Below are 26353 nucleotides of genomic sequence, written 5' to 3' on the forward strand. Positions count from 1 at the left end.
CCTCCCCGAGTGCGCTACGTTGAACGAGGAGGATATCGCCGGGCCATCTGCTCGGGTTCGCACCGAGGGGTGTGGATCGGATATCCTCGTCTGGCTGGCCGGTTGTCCCGGCATGCCCTCCGCTCCGACGAACATCAGCGGACCGGGCTACATCGACTGTTTTAAGGAGCGATACCGTGGCTTCCGTCTGCGATGTCTGCCGCAAGGGTCCGACCTTCGGCAACAACGTGTCCCACTCTCACCGCCGCACCCGCCGTCGCTGGAACCCCAACATCCAGACGGTCCGCGCGGTCGTGGGCGGCACGCCGAAGAAGCTGAACGTGTGCACCTCGTGCATCAAGGCGGGCAAGGTCACCCGCTAGTTCCGACTTCCACGAGAGCCCGCCGGCCCGGCATCGAGCGGCGGGCTTTCGTCATGCCCGGACCCATCAACGCCCCATCAGCGCCACTGCCAGGCGTGGTCCACGGGGCCGATGCCGGTGCCCAGCGGGAAGCCCCGGGCGATGGCGCCCGTGACGTACGCCTTGGCCTGCTCGACGGCCGAGGGGACGTCCTCGCCCCGCGCGAGGTGGGAGGCGATGGCCGAGGCGAGCGTGCAGCCCGTGCCGTGGGTGTGGCGGTTGTCGAGGCGCTCGGCGCCGAAGCGGTATTCGCTCGTGCCGTCGGTCAGCAGGTCGACCGGCTCGTCCGGCAGGTGGCCGCCCTTGATCAGCGCCCAGGCGGGGCCCAGGGCCAGCACGGCGTCGGCGGCGCGGCGCAGGTCGCGCTCGTCCTCCACCTTGACCGAGGTGAGCTGCTCGACCTCCCACAGGTTGGGGGTGACGATCGTGGCGACCGGTAGCAGCTGGGTCCGCAACGTCTCGACGGCCTCGGGCACGAGCAGCGTGTCTCCGTGCTTCGACACCCCGACGGGATCGACCACCACGGGGGCGCCGTACGAGCCGAGCGCCACGGCCACGGTCTCGACCAGCTCGGGCGAGGCCAGCATGCCCGTCTTGATCGCCTGCGCGCCGATGTCGCCGAGCACGGAGTCGAGCTGTGCCCGTACGGCCTCGGCGGGCAGCTCCCAGTAGCCCTGCACGCCCAGTGAGTTCTGCGCCGTCACTGCGGCGATGACGCTCATCCCGTGCACGCCCAGGGCCAGCATGGTCTTGAGGTCGGCCTGGATGCCCGCTCCACCGCCGGAGTCGGATCCGGCGATGGTCAGCACGCACGGAGGGGTCGTAACGGTCATATCCCCCATCCAACCATTTAGTTGACTGCGCACTCCCCGCCGACCAGCCCGCAGTTGCCGGGCCGCGCGGCCCTGCCGGTCGCGGAGAACTTCACCTCGGCGGACCCGCCCTTCACCAGCGAGCCGGACAGATCGATGATCAGCAGGTTGCCGTCCTGCGTCCACTCCCCGCCCGTCATGCTCACGACCCTGCCCACGACGGGCAGCGACACGGTGAGCGACTTCAACGCCTGCGGGGAGGCGTTGACCACGTCCAGATGCGCGGTGTAGTTCGCCACCCCCTGCCTGACGACGTCGAACGTGACGTTCACCGAGCCGCCGCTGAGCGCCGACTGGACGGTGGCCGACACGGTCGGCTCAGGGCTGGCGGGCGGCGCTTCGGTCGGCCTGGCGCCGGGGTCGTTGATCGTCGTCGGCTCCTCCGTCGGCTCCTCCGTCGCGGTCTCCTCGGAACTCGTCGGGACCGGCTCGTCGGTCCGCTTCGCCGGCGTCTTCTCCTTGGTCTTCGTGGGCGTCGGCTCGGGCGAGGAGGTCCGGCGCGGCGCCCGCGCGCTCGTCGTGTTCTGCGGGGTCGGGGTGTCGGTCGCGTCGGACTGCTCGTCCTCCGTCGGCTCGTCGATCGGGGACTCCTCCTCTTCGACCGGCTCGGACACCACCGGCGCCGGCTGGTTGGAGGTCTGTACGGCGGTGCACCTGTCTCCGGGGCACTCGGCTTCTCCGGGCCCGCTCATCAGCTTGACGCCCGCGACGGTGCCACCGAGCACGACGGCCACGGCGGCCACGGAGAGCAGGGCCACCCTGGCCCTGCCGCCGCTCGGCGCCTCGTCCAGCAGCGCGTCACCCGGAGGCGCCTTGCGACGACCACGACGGCGGCGGGGCTCGGAGTCGTCCGACGACCAGCCGGAGTCCATGAAGCCGTCGCCGCTGTCCGCCCAGGCCGGGGCGGGCGTGTCGGCCATGGTCGGGCTGCCGGCCACCCTCACGTCCCCGGGCTCGGGCGGCTGGAGCGCCTGAGTACGGTCCGCCTCCTGGCTGAACGCCTGTGTGGCGTCCCCGGCGGGCCCGAAGGCGCGCGGGTCCGAGTCTCCCTGAGCGGCCCCGAACGGGCCGGTGGAAGACCCGTACGCCCGCGGATCGGCATCCCTCTGGGCAACTCCGAACGGATCGCTCGCGGGCCCGAACGGATCGCTCGCGGGCCCGTACGCCCGCGGCTCCGAATCCCCCGAGGCGGCCCCGAACGGGCCGGTGGACGACCCATAGGCCTGCGTATCGGCTCCTGGCGCGCCCGTCCCGAACGGATCCGAGCTCCCGAACGCGCGCGGATCCGACGCCCCAGGAGGGGGTCCGAACGGATCCTGCCCACCATGAGGACCGGGCACCCCCGGACCGAACGGATCCCGCCCGCCCTGGGGACCAGAAACCCTCGGACCGAACGGATCCTGCCCACCATGAGGGCCTGTGGTCCCGCGAGGGGACCCGAAGGGGTCCTGTCCACCGTGGGGACCGGACAGGCGGGGTGACCCCGGATCGCCATGCCGGTCCGGCATCCCCGGGTCGCGGAAGGCTGAGGCGCCGGGCTGCCCCGGGCCGAAGGACGAACCCCCGTGAGGTGGAGAGTCGGGACGGCTCGGGGGGCCGAACTCGTCGACGACCGAGAAGGCCTGGGTGTTCTCCCCCGGGGTGTCCCAGTGCGCGGGCCGGGTGAAGGCCCCGGTGGTCTCGTACGGCTGGTCCGGCATCGGCGCGGACCCGCCCGGGTGGCGCTGGGGCGGCGGCGGCGCGAAGGCTCCGGTCGTCTCGGGCGGGCTGGACGGCGGCGGGGGCGGCACCTGTCCGGGCTCACGCCTGGGCATCGGCGCCCACTGGCCCGTCACCTCGACCTGGTCGGGCAGCGACGGCCAGCCGGGCGGCTCGGCGGGCGGCTGCTCATCGGAGTCCCAGAAAGAGCTCTTGGCGGTCGGGTCCGGCGCGGCAGCCCACTTCGCGGCATGATCGGTGAACCTCAGGTCCTCCTGTGAGTCGTCAGACCTGCCGTCCCCCCATTCATCCGCGTCTTCGGATCCACCTGTGCCGTGGCGGCCCATGGCTGCCCTTTCTTGCCGGGTACGTGGCCGCCAATCTTCATAACACCTTTACTACGCCTTTGTCACAGTAATCACGGGAGTTCCCCGTCACACCCGGAGATTTTCCGCATTTCAGGACAGGTCCTCACCGAAAGTGATCCCAGCCGCCGTGTCCTGTCTCGCGCCCGTCGACGGACACCCCCTGACCCGCGACCACGCGGCCGACGACCCGCCACGACGGCCCGAGACGTACCTCTGCCGGGAAGACGGCGGCCAGGGCGTGGTCGTCACCGCCGGTGAGCACCCAGCCGAGCGGGTCGACCCCGAGCGCCTCGGCCGCGGCGGCGACCGGCGCGTCCACCGCGAACGCGGCGGAGTCCAGCTCCACGCGCACCCCGCTGGCCGCCGCGACGTGCCCGAGGTCCTGCAGCAGCCCGTCGCTGACGTCCAGCATCGCGCTCGCCCCGAGCCGCGCCGCCTCCGGCCCGCACGCGTAGGGCGGGCACGGCCGCCGATGCGCGGCCACGGCCTCGCCCAGCAACCGCTCCACGTCATCACCGCCCGCCCGGCCGGCCCGGCCACGCGGCCGATCCTCCGCCGGACGACCGGTCCGGTCCTCCTCACCAAGCGGTCGCTCCTCCGTCGGAGTGCCGGTCCTGCCCGCTTCCAGCAGGGCCAGTCCGGCCGCGGCGTGGCCGAGGCGGCCGGCCACGGCCACCACCTGCCCGGGACGCGCTCCCGACCTGGTCACGGGCGCCCGCCCGCCCAGGTCGCCCAGCGCGGTCACGCCGAGCACCACCAGGTCGCCCCGGGTGGTGTCACCCCCGGCCACGCTCGCGCCGACGACGGCGCACTCGTCACGGAACCCGTCGGTCAGCGCGTCGAGCCAGTCGACCGGCAGATCGGCCGGCATCCCGAGGCCGACCACGATGGCCGTGGGCACCGCGCCCATGGCGGCGATGTCGGCGAGGTTCTGGGCCGCCGCCTTGCGGCCGACGTCGTAGCCGCTGGACCAATCCCGGCGAAAGTGCCTACCCTCGACTAGGAGGTCCGTTGACACCACGACGCGCCCGTCCGGCGCGCTGACCATCGCGGCGTCGTCGCCTGGACCGAGGAGCACTGCCGCTCCTTGGGGCAGACGTCCTGAAATACGAGTAACTGCTCCGAATTCGCCGAGATCTCCGACTGTGATGACGCACCTCCTGACGCACACAGGGTACGGTGGCCCTTCGGCGTGATCGAATCGCCCGGGAGGACGTAATGGTGCAGGCCTACATCCTTATTCAGACCGAGGTCGGCAAGGCCGCGAGCGTGGCCCGCGAGATCGCCGGGATTCCGGGGGTCACTCAGGCCGAGGACGTGACGGGCCCGTACGACGTGATCGTGCGCGCCGAGGCGCGCAACGTCGACGAGCTCGGCAAACTGGTCGTGGCCCAGATCCAGGCCGTGGAAGGGATCACACGTACCCTTACATGCCCGATTGTCCACATTTAGCGTTTCTAAGGTAAACAGTCCTCATGCGTGCCGCTACCGTCCTGCTGGTCTTGTTCGCGCTCGCCGGATGCGGTGCCGTGCAGGTCGAGCCGCCGACTCCGCAGGGCGAGGCGGCGGCCGCGTGCGAGCGGCTGCACGGCCTGCTGCCCCAGCGGCTCGACGGCGTGGACCGTGGCACCTCCACTCCCGAATCCCCCTATGTCACCGTCTGGGGTGAGGGGGAGATCGCCGTGCGCTGCGGGGTGCCGCGGCCGGCCAGGATGGCGCCGACCGACCAGTTGCAGGAGATCAACGGGGTGGGCTGGTTCGCCGACCCGGAACGGCCGACGCTCTTCACCGCCGTCGCCGACCCCGCCTACGTGGAGGTCACGATCGCGGGCACCCACGTCGCGGCGAGCGTGCTCGCCGACCTGTCGGGCCCGGTCGGCGAGGTGTCAGCGCAGCCCCGCTGAGCGGTGCAGCGCGAGCTGGAGCAACCGGTCGACCAGCTCCGGGTAGGACAGGCCGGAGGCGGCCCAGAGCTGCGGCGCCACCGACAGCGAGGTGAAGCCGGGCATCGTGTTGATCTCGTTGAAGATCAGCTCACCCTCGGGCGTGTAGAAGAAGTCGACCCGCGACAGCCCCTCGCACTCGAGCGCCTCGAACGCGCGCACGGCCATCGCCCGCAGCTCCTCGGCTGTCTCCTCGGGCAGGTCGGCGGGCACGGTCAGCGACATCTGGTCGGGGTAGTACTTCGCCTCGAAGTCGAAGAACTCCTGGCCGCCCTCGACCTTGACCTCGCCGGGCCGCGACGCGGCGGGCGGCTCGTCACCGAGCGACTCGAGCACCGCGCACTCGATCTCACGCCCCGCCACCGCCGCCTCGATGAGCACCTTGGGATCGTGCCGCCGGGCGAACTCGACGGCCGCCTCCAGCGACGCCCTGTCGTGCGCCTTGGAGATGCCCTGCGACGACCCGGCCCTGGCCGGCTTGACGAACACCGGCCAGCCGAGATCCTCGGCCTCCTTGAGCACCCGGTCGCGGTCGAGCCGCCAATCGCGCTCGCGCACCACCACGTAGCGCCCGATGGGCAACCCGGCGGCCGCCATGACCGTCTTCATGTGCGCTTTGTCCATGCCGACCGCGCTGGCCAGCACGCCGGAGCCGACGTAGCGCACCCCGGCCATCTCCAGCAGGCCCTGGATCGTGCCGTCCTCGGCGAACGGCCCGTGCATCACCGGGAAGACCACGTCGACCATGCCCAGCTCGACCGGGATGCTGCCCGGGTCGTACGCCACGAGTGAGCCCTCGCCGGAGGAGGGCAGCGCGAGCGCCGCGCCCGAGGTGTCGACGGCGGGCAGTTCGCCGTCCTCGATCGCGAACCGCTGGTCGGTCGCGGCGAGCACCCACCTGCCGTCCTGCGCGATCCCGACGGGGATCACTTCGTACTTGGTCCTGTCGATCGCCCCCAGCACGCTGCCCGCGCCCATGATGGACACGGCATGCTCGGAATTGCGACCTCCGAAAACGACGGCGACGCGTGGCTTGCTCATGACGTCCGAATCTACCGGCGTGTTCACACTTGCTGCGAGTCAACCCGCACGGGTGGTGATGTCAGAGCCCGTAACGCTCTGGCTTGGGTGACCGGGACATGAGCAGCATGCCCGCCTCACTCGGCGACATGCCGTCGTGCACGACTCCGACGACGACCTCGGTGATGGGCATCTCGACGTCGTGCTTCCTGGCCAGCGCCAGCACGGACTCGCAGGACTTGACTCCCTCGGCGGTCTGTTTGGTGGTCGCGATCACCTCGGCCAGCGTCATCCCGCGCCCCAGACGCTCGCCGAACGTGCGGTTGCGCGACAGCGGCGAGGTGCAGGTGGCCACCAGGTCGCCCATCCCGGCCAGCCCGGCGAAGGTGTGCGGGTCGGCTCCCAGTGCGGCCCCCAGCCGGGAGATCTCGGCCAGCCCCCGGGTCATGAGCATGGCGGCGACGTTGTCGCCCATCCCCATGCCGACCGCGACGCCCACGGCCAGCGCGATGACGTTCTTGACGGCGCCGCCGAGCTCGACCCCCACCACGTCGGGGTTGGTATAGGGGCGAAACCACGGCGGCAGGTGGCAGGCCGCCTGCAGGCGGGCCGCGACGTCCTCGTCGACGCAGGCCACGACGGTGGCGGCGGGCTGGCGCTGGGCGATCTCCTTGGCCAGGTTGGGCCCGGAGATGACGGCGACCCGTTCCTCCGGCACCCCGGCCACCTCGCGGATGACCTCGCTCATCCGTTTGGTCGTGCCGAGCTCGACGCCCTTCATCAGGCTGACCAGCACCGCGTCGCGGGGGATGTGCTCGCGCCAGACGGCAAGGTTCTGCCGCAACGACTGCGAGGGCACGGCCAGCACCACGAAGTCGGCGCCGTCGAGCGCCTCGGCCGGATCGGTCGTGGCCCCCAACGACGTGGGCAACGCCACACCCGGCAGGTAGTCGAGGTTGGTGTGGGCCCGCTGGATGCTCTCGACCAGCTCCCGCCTGCGGCCCCACAGGGTGGTCCGGTTGCCCGCCTCGGCCAGGATCATGGCGAACGTGGTGCCCCACGAACCGGTGCCGAACACCGCGGCCTTCGTCATGCGCTCACCGTCCCGCGGGATCGTAAGGAGTCTCGGGCGCCTTCTCGCCGCGCAGCTCGGCGAGCTGCGCGGTGATCGCCGCCATGATGTCGGCGGTCGCCTCGCGCAGCACCTCGGAGTGCGGTGGGCGGCCGAGGTGCCGGGACAGGTCGACCGGCGGCCCCACCGACACGTGGAACGTCTTGCGCGGGAACAGCCTCGGCCGCTTCTCCCCGTAGGGCAGCAGTTCCTGCGCCCCCCAGTGTGCCACCGGGATCACCGGGGCGCCGCTCTGCAGCGCCAGCCGGGCGACGCCCGTCTTGCCCACCATCGGCCACAGATCAGGATCACGGGTGCAGGTGCCCTCGGGATAGAAGAAGATCGCGCAACCGTCACGCAGCCGCTCCTCCGCCGTGTGCAGCGACCTGGCCGCTTCGTTGCTGCCCCGCTCGACGGGGATGACGCACAGCGAGCGCACCGCGTGCCCCAGCAACGGCACCCTGAACAGCGCGGCCTTGGCGAGGATCACCGGCCAGCGGCCGTTGTCGTAGAGGAAGTGCGACAGCAGGACCGGATCGGCCCAGGAGAGGTGGTTGGCCGCGATGATCACACCTCCGGTGCGTGGCACGCGCTCGCCGTGCCGCCAGTCACGCGTGATCAGCAGCCACGACAGCGGCTTGACGATCACGACGGCCAGAGTTTCCCAGAAACGCGACGGGCGTGTGAGGCGGCTCACGGTTCCCTCCAACCCGGACGATAGGCGCCCAAGTCTCCCGGTTGGCCGCCCGGGATGTCGAGGCGCGATGCTTAACCCTATGAGCAACCGCTGGTCACTGGTGATTCCGGTGAAGACGCTGGTCGCGGCGAAGACCCGGTTGGCCGCCGCGACGGGCCCCCACCGGGTACGGCTGGCCGTCGCGGTCGCCTGTGACACCGTCTCGGCGGCGCTGGCCTGCCCGCTGGTCGCGCGGGTCATCGTGGTGACCGCCGACCCGGCCGCCGCCGGGCCGCTGTCCGCCCTGGGCGCCGAGGTGGTGGCCGATCCCGATCAAGGCCTCAACACCGCGCTTCGCACCGGCGCCGCCCATGCCGTACGGGTCGCGCCCGGCGATCCGGTGGGCGCGTTGCAGGCGGACCTGCCCGCCCTGCGGCCCGCGGAGCTGGCCACCGCCCTGACCGCGGCGGCCGAGTTCGACCAGGCGTTCGTCCCTGACGCGCTCGACGTCGGCACCACCTTCTACGGCGTACGCGCCGGGCTGCCGTTCACGCCCCGGTTCGGCGGCGAGTCGCGGGCCAGGCACCTGGCGAGCGGCGCCAAGGAGCTGTGCGTGGAGGGCATCGAGTCGGTCAGGCGCGACGTGGACACCCCCGACGACCTGCGCGCGGCCATGGCGCTCGGTCTCGGCGGGCACACCGCGGCCGTGGTCGCGGACCTCTGGCCGTCCGGCTGATCCGGGTGGGCGCCGCATGCGCACGGGCGACCGAGCGTTTACGCTGGGCGGCGTGCAGGCAACGGTGCGCGGCTTCGATGAGGTGACCCGCTCGGGCACGGTCTTCCTCGACGACGGGACCGTGCTGCCCTTCGGCGCCCCGGCCTTCGACGCGGGGCCGCTGCGGCTGCTGCGCTCGGGGCAGCGGGTCCGGCTGGTGGTGACCGACGGCGAGATCACCTACATCACGCTGTCGACGTTCCCCGTGCCCGGCTGATCCCGGGCAGCGAAACGCCCGGCCCTCGGAGCGAGGACCGGGCGGACGCGAGGTCGTTACTTCTTCTTCGCGGCCTTCTTGCCGGCCACGTTGACCAGTTCCTTGAAGTCTGAGCCCGGTCGGAACTTCGGCCCCCAGCTCTCGTCGACCTTGATCTCCGCTCCGGTCGACGGGTTCCTGGCCGTGCGCGCCGGCTTGTGCACCATCTCGAACGCGCCGAAGCCCGTGATCGAGACCTTGTCGCCGCTCGCGACTGCCTTCTGAACGGCATCGATGATCGCGTTGACGGCCTCGGTGGCCGTCCTCCTGTCCCCCACGCGATCTACGATGGCGTCAACGAGTTCTCGCTTGTTCATGTTCGTTCTGCTCCCCCAGTTACGGCTCGGGGTTCCAGCTCACGAAGCTCGACGTAGAAACCCCTTACGCGCTCGAAAGTAGGCGGGATCGCCGGGGAACTCAAATACCGAGCGGATTTTCGGGTGCGCGTGGCGTGTCGGGGGCGCCGTCAAGGGCGGCCAGAAAGGCGTCCAGCCTGGTCGCGGCCCGTTCGCGGTCGCGTTTGGCGAGGTCGCAGATCGCCAGATATCGGCGTCCCATCCGCTCTTTCTCGGCGGCGGGGAGCATGCGGACGCGGCGGTGCGCCTCGCGCAACCGCCGCGCCAGTTCGTCGTCTTCTAGACGGTCGTCGGCAGCCATGGCTGCCGACCATTCTCGTACGCCGTCACTTCGTCGGCGTGACGCAGGGTCAGTCCGATGTCGTCGAGGCCCTCCATGAGGCGCCAGCGGGTGTAGTCGTCGATCTCGAACGCGACGACCTCGCCGGCCCAGCGCACATGGCGTTCGGCCAGGTCGACGGTCACCCGCAGGGCAGGGTCGGCCTCGACGGCGGCCTGCAGCGCCTCGACCTTGTCGGCGGGCAGGACGACCGGCAGCAGCCCCATCTTGGTGGAGTTGTTGCGGAAGATGTCGCCGAACCTGGCCGCGATCACCGCGCGGAAGCCGTACTGCTGCAGAGCCCAGACGGCGTGCTCGCGCGAGGAGCCGGTGCCGAAGTCAGGGCCCGAGACGAGGATCGAGGAGCCCTCGTAGGAGGGGTCGTTCAGGACGAACGCCGGGTCCTCGCGCCAGGCGCCGAACAGGCCCTTCTCGAAGCCGGTCCTGCTCACCTGCTTGAGCCAGACGGCCGGGATGATCTGGTCGGTGTCGACGTTGCTGCGGCGCAGCGGCATCGCCCTGCCGGTGTGGGTGGTGAAGGCTTCCATGGTCATGATCTCCTAGAGGTCGGCGGGGGCGGTCAGGCGGCCGGTCACGGCGGTCGCGGCGGCGACCTGCGGTGACACCAGATGGGTGCGGCCACCCTTGCCCTGACGGCCCTCGAAGTTGCGGTTGGAGGTGGAGGCGCTGCGCTCGCCCGGCTGGAGCGTGTCGGGGTTCATGCCGAGGCACATCGAGCACCCCGCCTCCCGCCACTCGGCGCCGGCCGCCTTGAACACCTCGTCCAGCCCCTCCTGCTCGGCCTGGAGCTTGACCAGCATCGATCCGGGGACGATCAGCGTGCGCGTCTTCACCTGACGGCCGCGCAGGATCTCGGCGGCGGCGCGCAGATCCTCCAGGCGGCCGTTGGTGCACGAGCCGACGAAGACCGTGTCGACCTCGATCTCGCGCAGCGGCGTGCCCGCGGTCAGGCCCATGTACTCGAGCGCCCGCTCGGCCGACTGCCTGGCGACCGGGTCGGCGAAGCTCTCGGGGGCGGGCACGGTGTCGCCCAGCGGCAGGCCCTGGCCGGGGTTGGTGCCCCACGTGACGTACGGCGTCAGCGTCGTGGCGTCGATCTCGACGACCTGGTCGAACACGGCGTCGTCGTCGGTGCGCAGCGACGTCCAGTAGGCGACGGCCTGGTCCCACGCCTCGTCCTGCGGCGCGTGCGGGCGGCCCTTGAGGTAGGCGAACGTGGTCTCGTCGGGGGCGATCATGCCCGCCCGCGCGCCGGCCTCGATCGACATGTTGCAGACCGTCATCCGGCCTTCCATGGAGAGCTTCCGTACGGCCTCACCGCGGTACTCGATGATGTAGCCCTGCCCGCCGCCGGTGCCGATCTTGGCGATGATGGCCAGGATCAGGTCCTTGGCCGTGACACCGGGGGGCAGCTCGCCCGAGACCTCGATGGCCATGGCCTTCGGCCGGTAGGCCGGCAGCGTCTGCGTGGCCAGCACGTGCTCGACCTCGGAGGTGCCGATGCCGAACGCGATGCCGCCGAACGCGCCGTGGGTGGAGGTGTGGGAGTCGCCGCAGACGATCGTCATGCCCGGCTGGGTCAGGCCGAACTGCGGGCCGATGATGTGCACCACGCCCTGTCCGGCGTCGCCCATCGGGTGGAGCCGGATGCCGAACTCGGCGGCGTTCTTGCGCAGCGTCTCGACCTGGGTCTTGGACACGGGGTCGGAGATGGGGCCGAGCACGGTCGGGACGTTGTGGTCCTCGGTGGCGATGGTGAGCTCGGGCCGGCGCACGGGCCGGCCGGCGAGCCGGAGCCCGTCGAACGCCTGCGGGCTGGTCACCTCGTGGATGAGGTGCAGGTCGATGTAGAGCAGGTCGGGTTCGCCGTCGGCGCGGCGCACGACGTGCTGCTCCCAGACCTTCTCCGCCAGTGTGCGGCCCATGATCTCCTCCTGCTTGTCGCGATGCTTCCGCGTCGCGGCTCGGTCGTTCAAGACCCGATCTCCCTCGCGGGAGAATCCTTTCAGCTTGCCTTCTCATATGTCGAGACGGCAGTATCGGCTTATGGACAACTCTAGCGGAGTCGGAGTACTCGACAAGGCCGTTCTGGTACTCAACGCGCTGGAAGCCGGCCCGGCTTCGCTCGCGCAGCTTGTTCAGGCCACCGGCCTGGCCCGCCCCACGGCCCATCGGCTCGCCGTCGCACTTGAGCACCACCGCATCGTGACTCGCGACACACAGGGCAGGTTCGTGCTCGGTCCGCGCCTCTCGGAGTTGTCCACGGCCGCCGGCGAGGACCGGCTGCTCGCGGTGGCCGCGCCCGTGCTGCTGCAGCTGAGGGACCTGACCGGCGAGAGCGCGCAGCTGTACCGCCGGCAGGGCGACGAGCGGGTCTGCGTGGCGGCGGCCGAGCGGTCCAGCGGGCTGCGCGACACGGTCCCCGTCGGATCGGCGCTGCCCATGACGGCGGGCTCGGCGGCGCAGATCCTGCTGGCCTGGGAGGAGCCCGACCGGCTGCACCGCGGCCTGCGCGGCGCCAAGTTCAGCGCGTCCGCGCTGGCGTCGGTACGCCGCCGGGGCTGGGCCCACAGTGTGGGAGAGCGCGAGCAGGGAGTGGCCAGCGTGTCCGCCCCCATCAGGGGAAGCGGCGGCAAGGTGATCGCCGCCGTGTCGGTCTCCGGGCCCATCGAGCGACTGACCAGAGCCCCCGGACGACTACACGCAGTGGCCGTCATGGCAGCCGCCGAACGCGTCACCGAATCCATGCGACGTACGTCATGATCAGCAAAAGCGCCTATTTGGGGAGCCGAGTGCCTCACGGGCGCACTAGCCTGAGTGGGTGACAGATCGCATCGAGGTAGCCGCCACTGAGCTGCGACCCCTGCTCGAAGAGTTCATCTTGTGGGCGAGCACCAACGCGCCCGACAGCGACCCCGAGCTCGTGGGGCCGGCAGTGCTGTGGCACCGTCTCGCCTTCTCCCAGGATTCCGGCACGTGGAAGCGTGCCGACCTGCGAAACCTGCTGCTCGATCGGATGCCCAAGGTGGTGGAGGATCCCGATACCGCCGCCGACGGCATGCTTCCGGCCGTCGACGCCTATCTGACGTTCCTCTCGGAGACCGGCAGGCTGACCAAGGGGTCCGACTCCCTCGACGATCTGCGGGCCGAGCTCGACGACGTCGAGGACCAGTTCGTCGAGCTGATGGAGGAGCTGCTCGACGACTCCGAGGAGTCGGGTGACGAGGATGACGAAGGTGGCGACCTCGGCGACTTCGAGCTGTTCGCCGACGAGCTGGCCGAGCTCGACACCATCAGGCTGCGGCCCGACACCGAGCTGGCCGCCGCTGCCCGCGAGGTGCCGCTGATCGCCAAGGCCCGCGACCTGGCCCTGTGGGTGGGCTCCGGCCGCCGGGTGGGCGAGGACACCCTGCTGTCCGACGCCGAGGTCGAGCAGGCGCTGACCATCGTCGGGCTGCCCAAGCCCGAGACCGAGGGCTCGCTCGCCGAGGCCGTCCCCCAGCTGTGGAACATCTGGAACCTCGCCGTCGACCTCGAGTTCCTGGAGCCCGGCGACGCCAACACGGTGGCCGTCCAGGACGACACCTCCGAGTGGCCGTTCGACGACGACGAGGACGTGCTCGACGCCTGGATGCTCGGCCTCCACTCGGTCGACTACGGCGACCCCGAGCTGGCCGACGACGACCTGACCATGGCGCTGGCGGGGCTCACCCGGGGCGTGCTGGTCAGGCTGCTGCTGGCCGGCGGCTCGCGTGACCTCGACGGTCTGCGGCGCGAGCTGGCCGAGGCGGCCGCCGACCTCGACGAGCTGGGCGCCGACGCGTGGGAGGCGGCCGACGACCCGCTGGTCCCGGCGGTCGACTGGCTGGCCGGCTACGGCATGGTCACGGTCGCCGACGGCACGGTCGGCCTGACGCCGCTCGGCACCGAGGGCGTCGTCCACCTGGTGGACGACTCCGACATCGAGGTCGACGCGCGGCCCGCGATCGAGTCGATGAGCGCGCACGAGTTGCTCGCGCTCAGCGCCGAGCTGCCCGAGGAGGAGGCCGACGCCGAGTTCGCCGCCTGGATGCGGCTGCGCGAGCCCGGCCGGGCGGCCGAGGAGCTGCTGGAGGCCGCCGCCGAGGACGAGAGCGACGCGCTCATCCGGGTGCAGGCCGCCAGCGTGGTGGGCACTCTCGGCGAGGCTGCCATCCCGGCCTGGCAGGAGGCGCTCAAGCAGTCGTCCCTGCGTCCCTACGCCGCGACGCACCTGAGCCACCTGCACGTGCCTGAGGCGCCCGAGCCGACACAGGACGACACCCACTGGCTGATCCTCGACATGTGGACCATCTCGGCGGGTCTTGGACGGTCCGAGTTCGTCAGCAGCGTCCGCGACATCGGCCCCGAGCTGCTCGACGGTCTGCTCGAAGTGGTCTGGAAGATCCCGCACCCCCACGTGGAGGAGTTGCTGGACCTGATCTCCCAGGTCCATCCCGACAAGCAGGTCACCAAGGCGGCTCGCCGGGCGCTCTTCCGGGCCCGCTCGACCACCTCCTAGCGACCTCCTGGCCACGCTCGTCCCGGGCGGGCGATGATGCTCACCGCCCGCCGGGGTCCTTCTCCCGTCTCCAGGGCCCCTCGCCGCTTGCCATATCGTTTTTCGATAACTACGTTTATCGATAGCATCGAAAAACGATATGGCTTGGAGCGATCTGATGACGACCCGACACAGCACCATGGGACGAGTGGCCCGCCGGCCCGCGACCTTCGCGGCCCTCGTCGCGGCGACCGGGGTGATCACCGGCATGGTGCTCTACTCCCGGGCCGGTCTCTTCGGCCTGACCCAGGGGGTCGTGGTGGCCCGGTCACCCGGCTACTACGGCGTCCCTCTCGATGACCCGGCGTTCACCCAGATGGCCAAGCCGGGCATCATGGCCTCGGCTAACGGCCTCGCATTCATCGACGGTTCGCCCGACACCGGCCAGTACCTCTGGCAGGCCCTCACCACCTTTCCGGGCTTCGTGGGGGCCGCGGGCGCGTTCTTCCTGCTGTGGAGGCTGCTGTGGCGCGCCCGCACCGGCGTCTACATTCCGCGGGTCGCACGTCAGGTGCGTTTCCTGGGCTGGTGGCTGCTGGTCGGCGGTCTCCTGGCGCCCCAGATCGAGCATGTCGCGATGATGAGGCTGCTGGACACGGTGGCCGTGGGCGAGGCCGGCCACCTACCGGGGGAGATCTCGCTGGTCGTCCCGCTCATCGGGCTGGGGCTGCTGGCCCTGGCGAGCATCCTGCGCGACGGCGTACGGATGCGTGAGGACCTGGAAGGAACCATCTGATGTCGCCCGCGGAGACGGAGTCCCATGCCATCACCGTCCATCTCGACCGGCTGCTGGCCGAGCGGGACATGACGCTCACCGAGCTGGCCGACCGGGTCGGGGTGACCGTGGTCAATCTGTCCATCCTGAAGAACGGCCGGGCCAAGGCCATCCGGTTCACCACGTTGACCAAGATCTGCGAAGTCCTCGGCTGCCAGCCGGGCGACCTGCTGGGCTATCACCCCGGAGAGGAACGATGAGCCGACGCGTCGTCCTCGGCGAACGCGAAACCCGCTGAGCACCCGGAAAACACGAAAGGCCCGATCAACGATCGGGCCTTTCGCAGAGGTAGTCCCGACCGGATTCGAACCGGCGCTACCGCCTTGAGAGGGCGGCGTCCTGGGCCACTAGACGACGGGACCTTCTTCACTTGCCTGACAGTGGTAGTCCCGACCGGATTCGAACCGGCGCTACCGCCTTGAGAGGGCGGCGTCCTGGGCCACTAGACGACGGGACCCTGTCAACAAGCGATTGTGCCGGGCCTCCCCGGCAACGGACGTAACTCTACCGCACCCCAAGGAGCACACCAAACCACTATCAGCCCAGCGGATCGGGCCTGGCGGGCCGCTGTCCCGGTCGGCGACCATGAGGAGGACGCCGGCTCGCCACCGGCCGGTCGACGGTGAGGAGGGCACCGAGCAGGAGACATTCGGCTGCGAATCTTGTCCAGAAAAGCGAAAAACGGATGTCTCTCACGAGACATCCGTCCAATGCTGGGGTACCAGGACTCGAACCTAGACTAACTGAACCAGAATCAGTCGTGCTGCCAATTACACCATACCCCACCGTTACGGACCCCTTAGGGCCCGTGTGGCGACCTCCGAAAGAATAGCCCAGCTTGGGGGACAAGACCAAAACGATTGCCCGAGGGGCCGCGACAAGGCCCCTGTCATGCCAAGCTGATGGGGACAAAACACCATGTGGAGGAGCCCCAACGTTGGCTGAGAATCCGTTGTTCGCCCCCAGCAGCCTGCCCTACCAGCTGCCGCCCTTCGCCGAGATCCGCGGGGAGCACTACCTGCCCGCCTTCGCGCGCGGGATGGCCGAGCAGCTGGCGGAGGTCGACGTGATCGCGCGCGACACCGCGCCGCCGACGTTCGACAACACGATCGCCGCGCTCGAACGGTCCGGACGGATCCTCGACCGCACGGCCACGGCCTTCTTCAGCGTCGCCGCCTCCGACTCCACCGACGCCATCCTGGAGATCGAGAAGCAGATCTCCCCCGAGCTGACCAGGCACAGCGACGCGATCCGGCTCAACCGGGCACTCTGGGCCCGGATCAAGCAGGTGACGACGGAGGACGCCGAGGAGGCGTGGCTGCTGGAGAAGTACCGCGAGGACTTCATCCGGGCCGGAGCCGACCTGTCGGAGGCCGAGCAGGAGCGGCTCAAGGAGCTCAACGAGGAGCAGTCGAGGCTGTCGACCGAGTTCGCCCAGAACCTGCTGAAGGCCTCGACCGAGTCCGCGCTGGTGGTCGACGACCCCAAGGAGCTCGACGGGTTCGACGAGGCCAAGATCAAGTCATTGGAGAGCGACGGCCGCTACGTGCTGCCGCTGCTCAACTTCACCAACCAGCCCGGGCTGGCCCAGCTCACCGACCGCGACGTCCGCCGCCGGCTCTACACGCTGAGCGTGCAGCGGGCGCCGCGGAACTTCGCGCTGGCCGTGCGGCTCGCCACGCTGCGGGCCGAGCGCGCCCGGCTGCTGGGCTACCCCGACCACGCCGCCTACAAGGTCGCCGACCAGACGGCCAAGACCGTCGAGGCGGTCGAGGCCATGCTGGGGCAGCTCGTCGGGCCGGCCGTACGCAATGCCCGCAAGGAGGCGGAGGCGCTCGCCGAGCAGGCCGGATTCGAGATCGAGCCGTGGGACTGGTCGTTCTACGCGGAGAAGGTGCGGCAGGCCCGCTACGACTTCGACGCCGACGCGATGCGGCCCTACTTCGAGCTCGACCGCGTCTACCTCGACGGCGTGTTCTACGCCGCGACCAGGCTCTACGGCGTCACGTTCAGCGAGCGGACCGACCTGGCCGGCTACCACCCGGACGTGCGGATCTTCGAGGTGTTCAACGAGGACGGCGGCGCGCTCGGCCTGTTCGCGCTCGACCCGTTCGCCAGGCCGACCAAGCGCGGCGGCGCGTGGATGAACAACCTGGTCAACCAGTCGCTCCTGTTCGGCGAGAAGCCGGTGGTGATCAACAACCTGAACATCACCAAGCCCGCGACCGGGCCGGCGCTGCTGACCTACGACGAGGTCACCACGGCGTTCCACGAGTTCGGGCACGCGCTGCACGGGCTCTTCTCCGAGGTGCGCTATCCCCGCGTCTCGGGCACCAACGTGCCGCGTGACTTCGTCGAGTATCCATCGCAGGTCAACGAGATGTGGGCGACCTGGCCCGAGGTCCTGGCCAACTACGCCAAGCACCACGAGACGGGCGAGCCGATGCCCGTGGAGCTGGTGGCGAAGATGAAGGCCGCGGAGCAGTTCAACCAGGGCTTCATGACCGTCGAGTATCTCTCCGCGACGCTGCTCGACTGGGCCTGGCACCGGCTGAGCCCCGGCGAGACCGTCGAGGACCCGGAGGCGTTCGAGCAGGCGGCCCTGGAGGCGGCTCAGATCGCCTTCCCGCCGGTCGGGCCGCGCTACCGGACCAACTACTTCGCCCACGTCTTCTCCGGCGGCTACAGCGCCGGCTACTACTCCTACATCTGGAGCGAGGTGCTCGACGCCGAGAGCGTGGAGTGGTTCAAGGAGAACGGCGGGCTGGAGCGTGCCAACGGCGATCACTTCCGCCGCGCGCTGCTGTCGAAGGGCGGCAGCCTCGACCCGCTGACCGCGTTCCGCGACTTCCGCGGCCGCGAGCCGTCCATCCAGCCGCTGCTGGAGCGCCGCGGCCTCATCTGACCCGCGTGTCCGGGGCGGCGACTCCCTGGTCGTCGCCCCGTGACGCGGGAGCCGGGGCGGCGCTCAGCCGCGCAGGCGGGCCAGGGCGGCCCGGATCCGGTCCTGGGCCCGCTCGCGGCCGAGCACCTCGATCGACTCGAACAGCGGCAGGCCCACCGTCCGGCCGGTGACCGCGACGCGTACGGGCGCCTGGGCCTTGCCCAGCTTGAGACCGTGAGCGGTGCCGACCGCCTCCAGCGCCTCCTTGAGCGACTCAGGGTCCCAGCTGACCGTGTCGAGCCGCTCCAGGTAGCCGGTCAGGATCTCCACCGGGGAGTTCTTCATCGCCTTGTCCCAGGAGGCCTGGTCGAACACCGGCTCGTCGAGGAACAGGAAGTCGACGTTCTGCCTGATCTCCGACAACACCGCGATGCGGGTCTGGGCCAGGGCGGCGACCTTGCTGAACATCTCGCGGTCCCAGTCGGCTTCGAGGTAGGGGGCGCAGCGCTCCTCGAAGATCTCCAACGGCAGCGCGCGGATGTACTCGCCGTTGAACGCGCGCAGTTTCTTCTCGTCGAAGTACGCGCTGGAGCTGTTGACGGCGTCGAGCCGGAACAGCGGCACCATCTCCGACCACGGCATGATCTCGCGGTCGTCGCCGGGACCCCAGCCCAGCAGCATGAGGTAGTTGACCATGGCCTCGGCGAGGTAGCCCTCGGCCCGGTAGTCCTCCAGGGCCACCTTGTCGCGCCGCTTGGACAGCTTCTTGCGCTGCTCGTTGACGATGACCGGCAGGTGGGCCCAGACGGGCGGGGTGGCGCCGAGCGCCGGCCAGAGCAGCTGCTGCTTGGCGGCGTTGCCCAGGTGCTCCTCGCCGCGCACCACGTGGGTGATGCCCTGCGTGATGTCATCGACGGCGTTGGCCAGCACGTAGAGGGGCGAGCCGTCGGTGCGGGCGATGACGAAGTCCTCCTGGGCGTCGTTGGGGAACTCCACCCGGCCCCTGATGACGTCGTCGACGACGGTGACGCCCTCGTCGGAGGTGCGGAAGCGCACCGCGCCCTCGGTCAGGCCACGGTCGCGGCAGTGGCCGTCGTAGCCCTTGTGCTCGGAGCCGGTGCGGGCGACGAGCAGCTCGCGGGTGCAGTCGCAGTGGTAGGCCTTGCCGTCGGCGAGCAGCTTGGCCACGGCCTCGCGGTGCTGCGGCTCGTAGGCCGACTGGAAGTAGGGGCCCTCGAACGCCGGAGCGCCGCCGTTGATGCCGATCCAGTCGAGCGCCGAGATGATGCCCTCGGTCCACTCGGGCCGGTTGCGGGTGGCATCGGTGTCTTCGATGCGCAGCACGAAACGGCCGCCCGACCGCACGGCCAGCGCCCAGTTGAACAGCGCCGTACGGGCGCCGCCGACGTGGAACATGCCAGTTGGGGAAGGGGCGAACCGCACCCTCAGATCAGTCACGAGCGACCACCTTGTTCGTCAGAGTGCCGATGCCTTCGATGCCGACGCTGACCTCGTCGCCGACGTCGATCGGACCGACGCCCTCGGGGGTGCCGGTCAGGATCACGTCGCCGGGGATCAGCGTCATGACCGCGCTGACGTAGGCGACCAGCGCGGGAATGTCGTGGATGAGCTGGCTGGTGCGGCCGCTCTGGCGGACCTCGCCGTTGACCGTCGTGGTGAGCGCAAGGTCGCTCGCGTCGAGGTCGGTGCGGATCCACGGGCCCAGCGGGCAGAACGTGTCGAAGCTCTTGGCCCGGGTGAACTGGACGTCCTTCTTCTGCAGGTCGCGCGCGGTGACGTCGTTGGCGCAGGTGTAGCCGAAGATGACGTCCTTGACCCGCTCGACCGGCACCTCGCGGCACAGCCGGCCGATCACCACCGCCAGCTCGCCCTCGAAGTCGACCCGGTCGGACAGCGACGTCGGGTAGACGATCGGCTCGCCGTGGCCGATCACCGAGGTCGACGGCTTCAGGAAGATGAGCGGCTCCTCGGGCACATCGTTGCCCATCTCGCGCGCGTGCGCGGCGTAGTTGCGGCCGATCGCGATCACTTTGCTCGGCAGCATGGGCGCGAGCAGCCGCACCTGGGCCAGCGGGAAGCGCTCACCGGTGAACTGCACGTCACCGAAGGGATGACCGGAGATCGCGGAGACGAACTCCTCGCCCGGACCGCCCTCGACCACGCCGAACGACACGCCTTCGCCTGTGGAGAACCTCGCTATACGCACCTGACAAGGCTATCGCCGCCGCCCGGGGAGTCGGTTCACGGCGACACGCCTGCCGTCGCGTTAGCCTGGAGCCCGCACCGGACGGTGCGGTGAGGTCGCCGCGAGAGGGGTCGTGTTGTCCGTCGTCAAGATCAATGTGTTGACGGTTCCCGCCGAGATGCGCCAGCAGCTGGAACACCGGTTCTCCAACCGGGCCGGGATGGTCGAGTCGGCCGACGGGTTCGAGTGGTTCGAGCTGCTCAGGCCGGTCGAGGGCACCGACCAGTACCTCGTCTACACGCGGTGGCGCAGCGAGGACGACTTCCTCAGGTGGCAGGAGAGCCAGGAGTTCCAGCGCGGCCACGCCGAGGCGGCGGGCTCCGGCCAGGGGCACGGCCACGGGCAGGGGCCGGCCGCGTCGGGGGCGACCCTGTGGTCGTTCGAGGTCGTGGACAGCGCCGGGCCGAAGGGTTAGCCGTCCAGCGGGTTGCGGGCGATGCGCTCGGCGATGCCCGACCTGACGAAGCCGGCGGCCAGGCTCGCCGGCTTGCGGGCGCCCTGGTCGGTGACGCAGGCGGCGAACTCCTTGGCGATCTCCAGGCGGGGATGCCGGGCGAGCACCTCGTCGCGGAGCCCGGCCGGGAGCTCGTCGGTGGCGCGGCCGGAGATGTCCATGGCGGTCGAAAGCTCCAGCAGGTGTCCCTCCGGGTCGTCCTCCACCGGCACCTCGTCCCACATGTGACGGATGATCACCTCTGAGGCGCGGCGCCTGCGGTCCTCGGGCCAGCCGGCTCCCGCGCAGAAGGCCCAGGCCACGTGCCCGCCGGCCTCCTCGTATCCCACCGTATGGCTGTCGAACTCGGCGGCCAGCCCGATGTCGTGCAGCATGGCCGACACGTACAGCAGCTCGGCGTCGAAGGCGATGTCGTGCAGTCCGGCGTAGGCCGCGGCCCACAGGTAGGCCCTGATCGAGTGGTTGAGGAGCGAGGGCGAGTGGTAGCGGACCGCCACCTCCAGGGCGCCGCGGCAGGCGGGGGTGTCGGGCAGCACCAGGTCGTTGAGGTTCATGTGCTCATCTTCGGGTCTCGGATCCGGCCGGGCGAGTGGCCCTGTGGTCACCTGTCGACGGGATCCGGCCAACCACTCGCCCGCCGCGTACCCGGCTTCACGGACGGGCCACCTGGCCGAGCCGCTGGGCGGCCTCGTCCGGGGGCGCGCCGCTCCGGGGCGGATCCCCGCCCGCGTCGCGGCGGCGGGCGAACGCCAGTCCCGCCGCCAGGCAGGCGAGCGGCACGGCCGGCAGCACGTACCTGTGGTCGAAGGCCGCGATGAACACCGGCAGCGTGAGCAGCGTCACGGCGCTCGCCCACGGCAGCAGCACCTCGCCGCCCAGCCGGCGCCACCGGAGCGCCACCCCGGCCGCGCCGGCGACCAGGAGCGCGGCCAGGAACGGTCCACGCAGATAGCCGTAGGTCTGGTAGTCGCGGATCCAGTCCGCGTACGGCTCCACCATGACCGTCTGGCCGGATTCGCCCTGGTAGGCGGTGGTGATCTCCTCGGCGGTGCGGTCCTTGGACGCGATCGAGTCCTTGAACGGCGCGGTCTCCTCAGGGAAGACGTAGGCGCTCTGGTCGCCCTCGACCGGATAGACCCGGCGCTCCCAGGAGAAGATGTGGGCCACGTCGACCAGGCCCGCGCGCAGGAAGTCGAACGGCTGGGCGAGGATGGCCTGCTTGGCGAAGGCCCCGGCGACCTCGTCGCGCCTGACCGCCCCGCCCTTGACGTCGTTGATCGGGGAGTCGGCCGACCAGATGTACTCGGGCGGCGCCAGGCGCTCCCCCGGCGGCTCGGCCGGGCACAGCGGCACGTCCGGCCTGATCTTCGCGCAGTCGGCGAACGTCATGGTCCGGGCCCACAGGAACGTGTTGCCGCGGCTCAGCGCGAGCGTGCCGTACTCCGACTGGAACCACAGGGCGTAGCCGGCCAGCGGAAGCGCGGCGGCCGCGGCGAGCGCGAGGACCGGCCGCCAGCCCGTACGGCGCAGCAGCACCGCGACCAGCACGACGGCGATCAGCGGCAGGCCGATGGTCCGGGTCGTGGTGGCCGCCGCCAGCAGGAGCCCGGCGCCCACGGCCGTCACCGGCGTCACGGTCGGCCGCCACATGAGCAGCACGACCGCCGCCATGACGAGGAACACGAACAGCAGGTCCGCCATGATCAGGTGCTCGAGCTGGATCTGGAACGCGTCGAGCAGGACGGGCAGCGCGAACAGCGTGGCGGCCCAGCCCGGCAGCCGGCGGCGCAGGAGCAGGTAGACGAGCGCGCCGATGCCCAGCCCGAGCAGGTGCTGCACCACGACGACCAGCTCGATGCTGCTCAGGGGCCGAAGCGCCCACAGGAACAGCGAGTAGCCCGAGGTGCGCGACTCCAGCGGTCGCGGGTCGAGCCCGGCGTTGAGGTAGGCGAAGGAGTCGGCCCAGAACCAGATGGCCGGGCGGTAGCCGAGGACCGCCACGCCGCGCAGCGCCGCTCCGGCGAGCAGGGCGAGGAGAAAGATCCAGTGCTTGCGTAGCGTGGGCATCATCCGCCTCCTCAGTCCCTATGAGCAAACCAGCCTATAAAGTACGAAAGAACATCGGGGCGGCAACGATCCGGAACCCGGCTTGACCCCATGATCGAGCCCGGCCACCATGTTCCACCTCGTCCCTCTTCGCTTCTTTTGTCTGGAAGGAACTGGCGTGCGCCGCCTCGCGATCCCCCTTGCCCTCATACTCGCCGTCTCAGGACTGACGAGCACCGCACGGGCCGAGGCGCCGGTGAAACGCACCGCACAGTGCCAGGGTGACTGGCTGCCCGGGTCACCGACGGCCGACGAGGTCATGAAGGGCGAGATCTCGCTGGTGAGCCTGCCCGCCGTCAAGATCGGCAAGAAGATCGACTGGGGCATGAGCCCGTACCGGAACCGCTCGTGGGAGTACGTCTTCCAGTCGTTGCGCTGGATGGGCACGCTGGTCGTGGCGTACGAGAACACCGGCGAGCGCGCCTATCTCGACCGCGCCGAGGAGATCACCAAGGACTGGGTGGCGAGGAACAAGCACGGCGCGCGCGGCACCAAGTCCTACGTCTGGAACGACCACCCCGTCTCGCTGCGCACCCAGGCGCTGGTGTGCCTGAGCATGCACGTCAAGGACGGCTGGCTCAAGGACAGCCTGGCCGTCCACGCCAGGCTGCTGGCCGACCCGAGGCTCTACAAGAAGGGCCACAACCACGGGATCGACCAGGACATCGCGCTCATGAGCATCGGCTGCCGCTACGGCCGCAAGGACTGGGCCGCCCTGGCCTCCAGGCGGCTCACCGGCACGGTCAAGCTCGACGTCGACGCGCAGGGCGCGCTCATGGAGCAGGCGCCGCGCTACGCCGTCTACGTCTACGGCAGGCTCCAGGTCGCCATGGCCGGCATGAAGGACTGCGGCCGCAAGGTGCCGGGCGAGATCTCCAGGCGGACCGAGGCGCTGAAGGACTTCATCGCCCACTCCACGATGCCCAACGGCTACATGGTGCCCATCGGCGACGGCAGCGCCGAGACCGAGCCGAAGATGGAGACCGGCACGCCCAAGGAGAAGGTCAAGGTCTACCGGGCCGGTTACGTGTACGGCCGGACAGAGTGGGGCAAGGCCGACTCCGCCTACTACTCGATCAGGTTCGGCCCCGGCACCAAGTTCCACGGCCACGAGGACCACCTGGGCGTGACCTACTACGCGCACAACCGCGACATCCTGGTCGACGCCGGGTTCCACTCCTACGAGAAGAACGCCTACCGCTACTGGACGATCTCCCCCGAGGCGCACAACATCCCGGCCGTCGTGGGCGAGCGGTTCCGGCCCCGTACGGCCAGCAAGCTCACCAAGTCGAGCCAGGGCAAGGACCGGCAGGCGTTCCGCCTCACCGACAAGGCCTACGGCACGGCCCGCACCCGCTCTGTGCTCGTCAACCACGGCGAGGACCTGATGGCGGTGCTGGACACGGCGTCGGGCGGCAAGAAGGTGCGCAACCAGTGGAGGTTCGCGCCGTCGTACAAGGTCGTCTCCAACAGCGGCGGCCGGGTGGTGCTGAGTGACGGCAAGTTCAACGTGACGCTGCTCCAGCTGTCCGGTTGCGAGCCGGTCGGCGGGCAGAAGGTGGAGCGCGGCGGGAAGCTCGGCTGGGTGTCGCCGACCTACCTGTCGAAGGAGCGGACCAACGTCGTGGTCTCGCCCGCCGCCACGTCGCTGCTGACCGTCATCGTGCCCGACACCGACGCGCCGAAGGTGTCGTGCTCCGGCGGGAAGGTCACCGTGCAGGGCGTGACCTTCCCGGCAGGCGTCCTCTAGGCGGCCTCGCGGCCCGCGCGCAGCAGCCCGTAGGTCACGGCCTGCTCCAGCGCCTGCCAGGAGGCGTCGATGATGTTCTCGGCGACGCCCACCGTGGCCCACTCGGAGGTTTCGTCGCTGGAGGTGATGAGCACCCGGGTGATGGCGCCGGTGCCGTGGCTGCCCTCCAGGATGCGCACCTTGTAGTCGACCAGCTCCACCCTGGCCAGCTCGGGGTAGAGCTTCTCCAGGGCCAGGCGCACCGCGCGGTCGAGGGCGTTGACGGGGCCGTTGCCCTCGCCGGTGGCGACGATGCGCTCGCCCTTGGCGTGCAGCTTGACGGTCGCCTCGCTGACCAGCTCGCCGCCCTTGGTGCGCTCGACGATCACCCGCCACGACTCGACCTCGAAGTGACGCCGCCGCTCGCCGTGGACGGTGTCGCGCAGCAGCAGCTCGAACGAGGCGTCGGCGGCCTCGAACGTGTAGCCCCGCGACTCCAGCTCCTTGACCCGGTCGACCAGCTCCTTGGTGTTGCCGGCGCTGAGCTCGTAACCCAGCTCGCGGCCCTTGAGCTCGACCGAGGCGCGACCGGCCATGTCGGAGACCAGCATCCGCATGTCGTTGCCCACCTGGGCCGGGTCGATGTGCTGGTAGAGGTTGGGGTCGACCTTGATCGCGCTGGCGTGCAGGCCCGCCTTGTGGGCGAACGCCGACATGCCGACGTAGGGGGCGTGGGAGTTGGGGGTGACGTTGGTGACCTCGGTGATCGCGTGCGCGATGCGGGTCATGTCGGCCAGGGCCTGCCGCGGCACGAGGTCGTACCCCCGCTTGAGCTGGAGGTTGGCGACCACGGTGAAGAGGTTGGCGTTGCCGGACCGCTCGCCGTAGCCGTTGGCGCAGCCCTGCACGTGGGTCGCGCCCGCCTGGACTGCGGCCAGGGTGTTGGCCACCGCGCAGCCGGTGTCGTCGTGGCAGTGGATGCCCACCCGGGCGCTGGTGGCGGCCGCGGCCTGCACGATCTCGGCCAGCTCGTCGGGGAGCATGCCGCCGTTGGTGTCGCACAGGGCGATCACGTCGGCGCCCGCCTCGGCCGCCGTGCGGATGACCTCCAGCGCGTAGGCTGGGTTGGACCTGTAGCCGTCGAAGAAGTGCTCGGCGTCGAGGAAGACTCGCTGTCCCTCCGCACGAAGGTGGGAGACCGTGTCGCGGATCATCGCGAGGTTCTCCTGGAGAGTCGTGCGCAGGGCCAGCTCCACGTGCCGGTCGTGACTCTTGGCGACAAGGGTCACGACCGGCGCGCCGGATTCGCGCAGGGCGGCAACCAGAGGGTCGTCGGCTGCCCGCACACCGGCCCGGCGGGTCGCACCGAACGCGGCGAGCTGCGCGTGCTTCAGGTCGAGCTCTGTTTGAGCCCTCCTGAAGAACTCTGTGTCCTTGGGGTTGGCGCCAGGCCAGCCCCCTTCGATGAAACCGACGCCCAGCCCGTCCAGATGACGCGCGACGGAGAGCTTGTCGGCGACGGTGAGGTTGAGCCCTTCCTGTTGCGCGCCGTCGCGCAGCGTCGTGTCGTACACGTGGAAGCGGTCGTCGGCCATGGTTTGTCGTCTCCCTGGGAAAACAAAAAGACCCCTCACGGACGTGAGAGGTCTGCGCGCTGGCGGTGTCCCTGTGTCAGCCAGCGCGCCTGTCAATAATGAGCAGACGGTAGAACATGATGCATGTGAGTCTGCCACACGAATCCACT

Annotated in this window: 28 protein-coding genes and 3 tRNA genes; 13 read left to right on the forward strand and 18 right to left on the reverse strand. The window is 70.2% G+C overall.

Translation table 11 applies throughout. The features are described 5' to 3' along the window. Positions 1-176: 176 nt before the first annotated feature. A complete protein-coding gene (rpmB, locus tag AB0I38_RS21300; protein WP_043618345.1) occupies positions 177-362 on the forward strand; it encodes a 50S ribosomal protein L28 in 186 nt (61 codons plus the stop codon). 77 nt (positions 363-439) lie between these two features. Here the strand turns inward: rpmB and thiD are convergent, their stop codons facing one another. Next, positions 440-1243 carry a bifunctional hydroxymethylpyrimidine kinase/phosphomethylpyrimidine kinase gene (gene thiD / locus AB0I38_RS21305; RefSeq protein WP_358470468.1) on the reverse strand — a complete coding sequence of 268 codons (804 nt, stop codon included), beginning with the start codon at positions 1241-1243 and terminating at the stop codon, positions 440-442. 8 nt (positions 1244-1251) lie between these two features. Beyond that, positions 1252-2211, reverse strand: coding sequence for a hypothetical protein (locus AB0I38_RS21310; protein WP_358470471.1), 960 nt, complete (start codon positions 2209-2211; stop codon positions 1252-1254). Between the two features lie 688 nt (positions 2212-2899). On the opposite strand from AB0I38_RS21310, the gene AB0I38_RS21315 reads away from it, so the two are divergent. Then, positions 2900-3226, forward strand: coding sequence for a hypothetical protein (locus AB0I38_RS21315; protein WP_358470474.1), 327 nt, complete (start codon positions 2900-2902; stop codon positions 3224-3226). A 216-nt stretch (positions 3227-3442) separates the two neighbouring features. Here the strand turns inward: AB0I38_RS21315 and AB0I38_RS21320 are convergent, their stop codons facing one another. Further along, positions 3443-4510, reverse strand: coding sequence for a thiamine-phosphate kinase (locus AB0I38_RS21320; protein WP_358470477.1), 1068 nt, complete (start codon positions 4508-4510; stop codon positions 3443-3445). Positions 4511-4557: 47 nt separating this feature from the next. On the opposite strand from AB0I38_RS21320, the gene AB0I38_RS21325 reads away from it, so the two are divergent. After that, the gene (locus AB0I38_RS21325) at positions 4558-4791 is read left to right on the forward strand and encodes an Lrp/AsnC family transcriptional regulator (RefSeq protein WP_358470480.1); all 234 of its coding nucleotides are present in this window, start codon (positions 4558-4560) and stop codon (positions 4789-4791) included. Positions 4792-4814: 23 nt separating this feature from the next. After that, entirely contained in the window at positions 4815-5243 is a 429-nt protein-coding gene (locus AB0I38_RS21330) for a DUF3515 family protein (RefSeq protein WP_358470483.1), read from the forward strand. Here the strand turns inward: AB0I38_RS21330 and AB0I38_RS21335 are convergent. The 3 genes from AB0I38_RS21335 to AB0I38_RS21345 form a co-directional block, all read right to left on the reverse strand. After that, positions 5226-6323, reverse strand: coding sequence for a D-alanine--D-alanine ligase family protein (locus AB0I38_RS21335; RefSeq protein ID WP_358470486.1), 1098 nt, complete (start codon positions 6321-6323; stop codon positions 5226-5228). The genes AB0I38_RS21330 and AB0I38_RS21335 overlap by 18 nt on opposite strands. A gap of 61 nt (positions 6324-6384) precedes the next feature. Beyond that, the gene (locus AB0I38_RS21340; protein WP_358470489.1) at positions 6385-7395 is read right to left on the reverse strand and encodes an NAD(P)H-dependent glycerol-3-phosphate dehydrogenase; all 1011 of its coding nucleotides are present in this window, start codon (positions 7393-7395) and stop codon (positions 6385-6387) included. A 4-nt stretch (positions 7396-7399) separates the two neighbouring features. Continuing rightward, positions 7400-8110 (reverse strand): lysophospholipid acyltransferase family protein, encoded by a 711-nt coding sequence (locus AB0I38_RS21345; RefSeq protein WP_358470492.1) that lies wholly within the window; start codon positions 8108-8110, stop codon positions 7400-7402. 79 nt (positions 8111-8189) lie between these two features. Between AB0I38_RS21345 and cofC the strand changes: the two genes are divergently transcribed. Both cofC and AB0I38_RS21355 read left to right on the forward strand, forming a co-directional pair. Then, a complete protein-coding gene (gene cofC / locus AB0I38_RS21350) occupies positions 8190-8825 on the forward strand; it encodes a 2-phospho-L-lactate guanylyltransferase (protein WP_358470495.1) in 636 nt (211 codons plus the stop codon). A gap of 52 nt (positions 8826-8877) precedes the next feature. Continuing rightward, entirely contained in the window at positions 8878-9081 is a 204-nt protein-coding gene (locus AB0I38_RS21355) for a hypothetical protein (protein ID WP_358470498.1), read from the forward strand. Positions 9082-9137: 56 nt separating this feature from the next. Here the strand turns inward: AB0I38_RS21355 and AB0I38_RS21360 are convergent, their stop codons facing one another. The 4 genes from AB0I38_RS21360 to leuC form a co-directional block, all read right to left on the reverse strand. Further along, positions 9138-9437, reverse strand: a complete 300-nt coding sequence (locus tag AB0I38_RS21360) for an HU family DNA-binding protein (protein WP_189123350.1) — start codon at positions 9435-9437, stop codon at positions 9138-9140. A 100-nt stretch (positions 9438-9537) separates the two neighbouring features. After that, positions 9538-9777, reverse strand: coding sequence for a hypothetical protein (locus AB0I38_RS21365; RefSeq protein WP_358470501.1), 240 nt, complete (start codon positions 9775-9777; stop codon positions 9538-9540). After that, on the reverse strand, positions 9756-10343 hold the full coding sequence (gene leuD, locus AB0I38_RS21370; protein WP_358470845.1) for a 3-isopropylmalate dehydratase small subunit: 588 nt from the start codon (positions 10341-10343) through the stop codon (positions 9756-9758). The genes AB0I38_RS21365 and leuD overlap by 22 nt, the downstream gene beginning before the upstream one ends. Before the next feature lie 12 nt (positions 10344-10355). Beyond that, positions 10356-11741: a 3-isopropylmalate dehydratase large subunit gene (gene leuC, locus AB0I38_RS21375; protein WP_358470848.1), complete on the reverse strand. Its 1386-nt coding sequence runs from the start codon at positions 11739-11741 to the stop codon at positions 10356-10358. A gap of 121 nt (positions 11742-11862) precedes the next feature. On the opposite strand from leuC, the gene AB0I38_RS21380 reads away from it, so the two are divergent. The 4 genes from AB0I38_RS21380 (at position 11863) to AB0I38_RS21395 (ending at position 15370) form a co-directional block, all read left to right on the forward strand. Next, the gene (locus AB0I38_RS21380; RefSeq protein WP_358470504.1) at positions 11863-12579 is read left to right on the forward strand and encodes an IclR family transcriptional regulator; all 717 of its coding nucleotides are present in this window, start codon (positions 11863-11865) and stop codon (positions 12577-12579) included. 58 nt (positions 12580-12637) lie between these two features. Continuing rightward, positions 12638-14356: a hypothetical protein gene (locus AB0I38_RS21385; protein WP_358470507.1), complete on the forward strand. Its 1719-nt coding sequence runs from the start codon at positions 12638-12640 to the stop codon at positions 14354-14356. 157 nt (positions 14357-14513) lie between these two features. Beyond that, entirely contained in the window at positions 14514-15131 is a 618-nt protein-coding gene (locus AB0I38_RS21390) for a hypothetical protein (RefSeq protein WP_358470510.1), read from the forward strand. After that, positions 15131-15370 (forward strand): helix-turn-helix domain-containing protein, encoded by a 240-nt coding sequence (locus AB0I38_RS21395; protein WP_358470513.1) that lies wholly within the window; start codon positions 15131-15133, stop codon positions 15368-15370. The genes AB0I38_RS21390 and AB0I38_RS21395 overlap by 1 nt, the downstream gene beginning before the upstream one ends. A gap of 89 nt (positions 15371-15459) precedes the next feature. Here AB0I38_RS21395 and AB0I38_RS21400 read toward each other — a convergent pair. From AB0I38_RS21400 to AB0I38_RS21410, 3 genes are all read right to left on the reverse strand, one after another. Continuing rightward, positions 15460-15532, reverse strand: a tRNA-Glu gene (locus AB0I38_RS21400). Between the two features lie 19 nt (positions 15533-15551). Continuing rightward, positions 15552-15627, reverse strand: a tRNA-Glu gene (locus tag AB0I38_RS21405). A gap of 256 nt (positions 15628-15883) precedes the next feature. Further along, positions 15884-15955 (reverse strand) — tRNA-Gln (locus tag AB0I38_RS21410). Positions 15956-16107: 152 nt separating this feature from the next. Between AB0I38_RS21410 and AB0I38_RS21415 the strand changes: the two genes are divergently transcribed. Next, on the forward strand, positions 16108-18075 hold the full coding sequence (locus AB0I38_RS21415; RefSeq protein ID WP_358470516.1) for a M3 family metallopeptidase: 1968 nt from the start codon (positions 16108-16110) through the stop codon (positions 18073-18075). Positions 18076-18138: 63 nt separating this feature from the next. On the opposite strand, the gene gltX is transcribed toward AB0I38_RS21415, so the two are convergent. Together gltX and AB0I38_RS21425 are read right to left on the reverse strand one after the other, a co-directional pair. Continuing rightward, positions 18139-19512, reverse strand: coding sequence for a glutamate--tRNA ligase (gene gltX / locus AB0I38_RS21420; protein ID WP_358470519.1), 1374 nt, complete (start codon positions 19510-19512; stop codon positions 18139-18141). Further along, a complete protein-coding gene (locus AB0I38_RS21425) occupies positions 19505-20281 on the reverse strand; it encodes a fumarylacetoacetate hydrolase family protein (RefSeq protein ID WP_358470522.1) in 777 nt (258 codons plus the stop codon). Before AB0I38_RS21425 ends, gltX begins: the two co-directional genes overlap by 8 nt. Before the next feature lie 115 nt (positions 20282-20396). Between AB0I38_RS21425 and AB0I38_RS21430 the strand changes: the two genes are divergently transcribed. Then, the gene (locus AB0I38_RS21430; RefSeq protein WP_358470525.1) at positions 20397-20735 is read left to right on the forward strand and encodes an antibiotic biosynthesis monooxygenase family protein; all 339 of its coding nucleotides are present in this window, start codon (positions 20397-20399) and stop codon (positions 20733-20735) included. Here the strand turns inward: AB0I38_RS21430 and AB0I38_RS21435 are convergent. Together AB0I38_RS21435 and AB0I38_RS21440 are read right to left on the reverse strand one after the other, a co-directional pair. After that, positions 20732-21328, reverse strand: a complete 597-nt coding sequence (locus tag AB0I38_RS21435) for an HD domain-containing protein (RefSeq protein ID WP_358470528.1) — start codon at positions 21326-21328, stop codon at positions 20732-20734. The genes AB0I38_RS21430 and AB0I38_RS21435 overlap by 4 nt on opposite strands. Positions 21329-21425: 97 nt before the next feature. Then, the gene (locus AB0I38_RS21440) at positions 21426-22844 is read right to left on the reverse strand and encodes a hypothetical protein (protein WP_358470531.1); all 1419 of its coding nucleotides are present in this window, start codon (positions 22842-22844) and stop codon (positions 21426-21428) included. 154 nt (positions 22845-22998) lie between these two features. On the opposite strand from AB0I38_RS21440, the gene AB0I38_RS21445 reads away from it, so the two are divergent. Beyond that, positions 22999-24630 carry a heparinase II/III family protein gene (locus AB0I38_RS21445; protein ID WP_358470534.1) on the forward strand — a complete coding sequence of 544 codons (1632 nt, stop codon included), beginning with the start codon at positions 22999-23001 and terminating at the stop codon, positions 24628-24630. Here the strand turns inward: AB0I38_RS21445 and cimA are convergent. Beyond that, positions 24627-26204 (reverse strand): citramalate synthase, encoded by a 1578-nt coding sequence (gene cimA, locus AB0I38_RS21450; RefSeq protein WP_358470537.1) that lies wholly within the window; start codon positions 26202-26204, stop codon positions 24627-24629. The genes AB0I38_RS21445 and cimA overlap by 4 nt on opposite strands. Positions 26205-26353 lie beyond the last annotated feature (149 nt).

Source organism: Nonomuraea cavernae (assembly GCF_040655715.1).
Classification (GTDB): domain Bacteria; phylum Actinomycetota; class Actinomycetes; order Streptosporangiales; family Streptosporangiaceae; genus Nonomuraea; species Nonomuraea cavernae_A.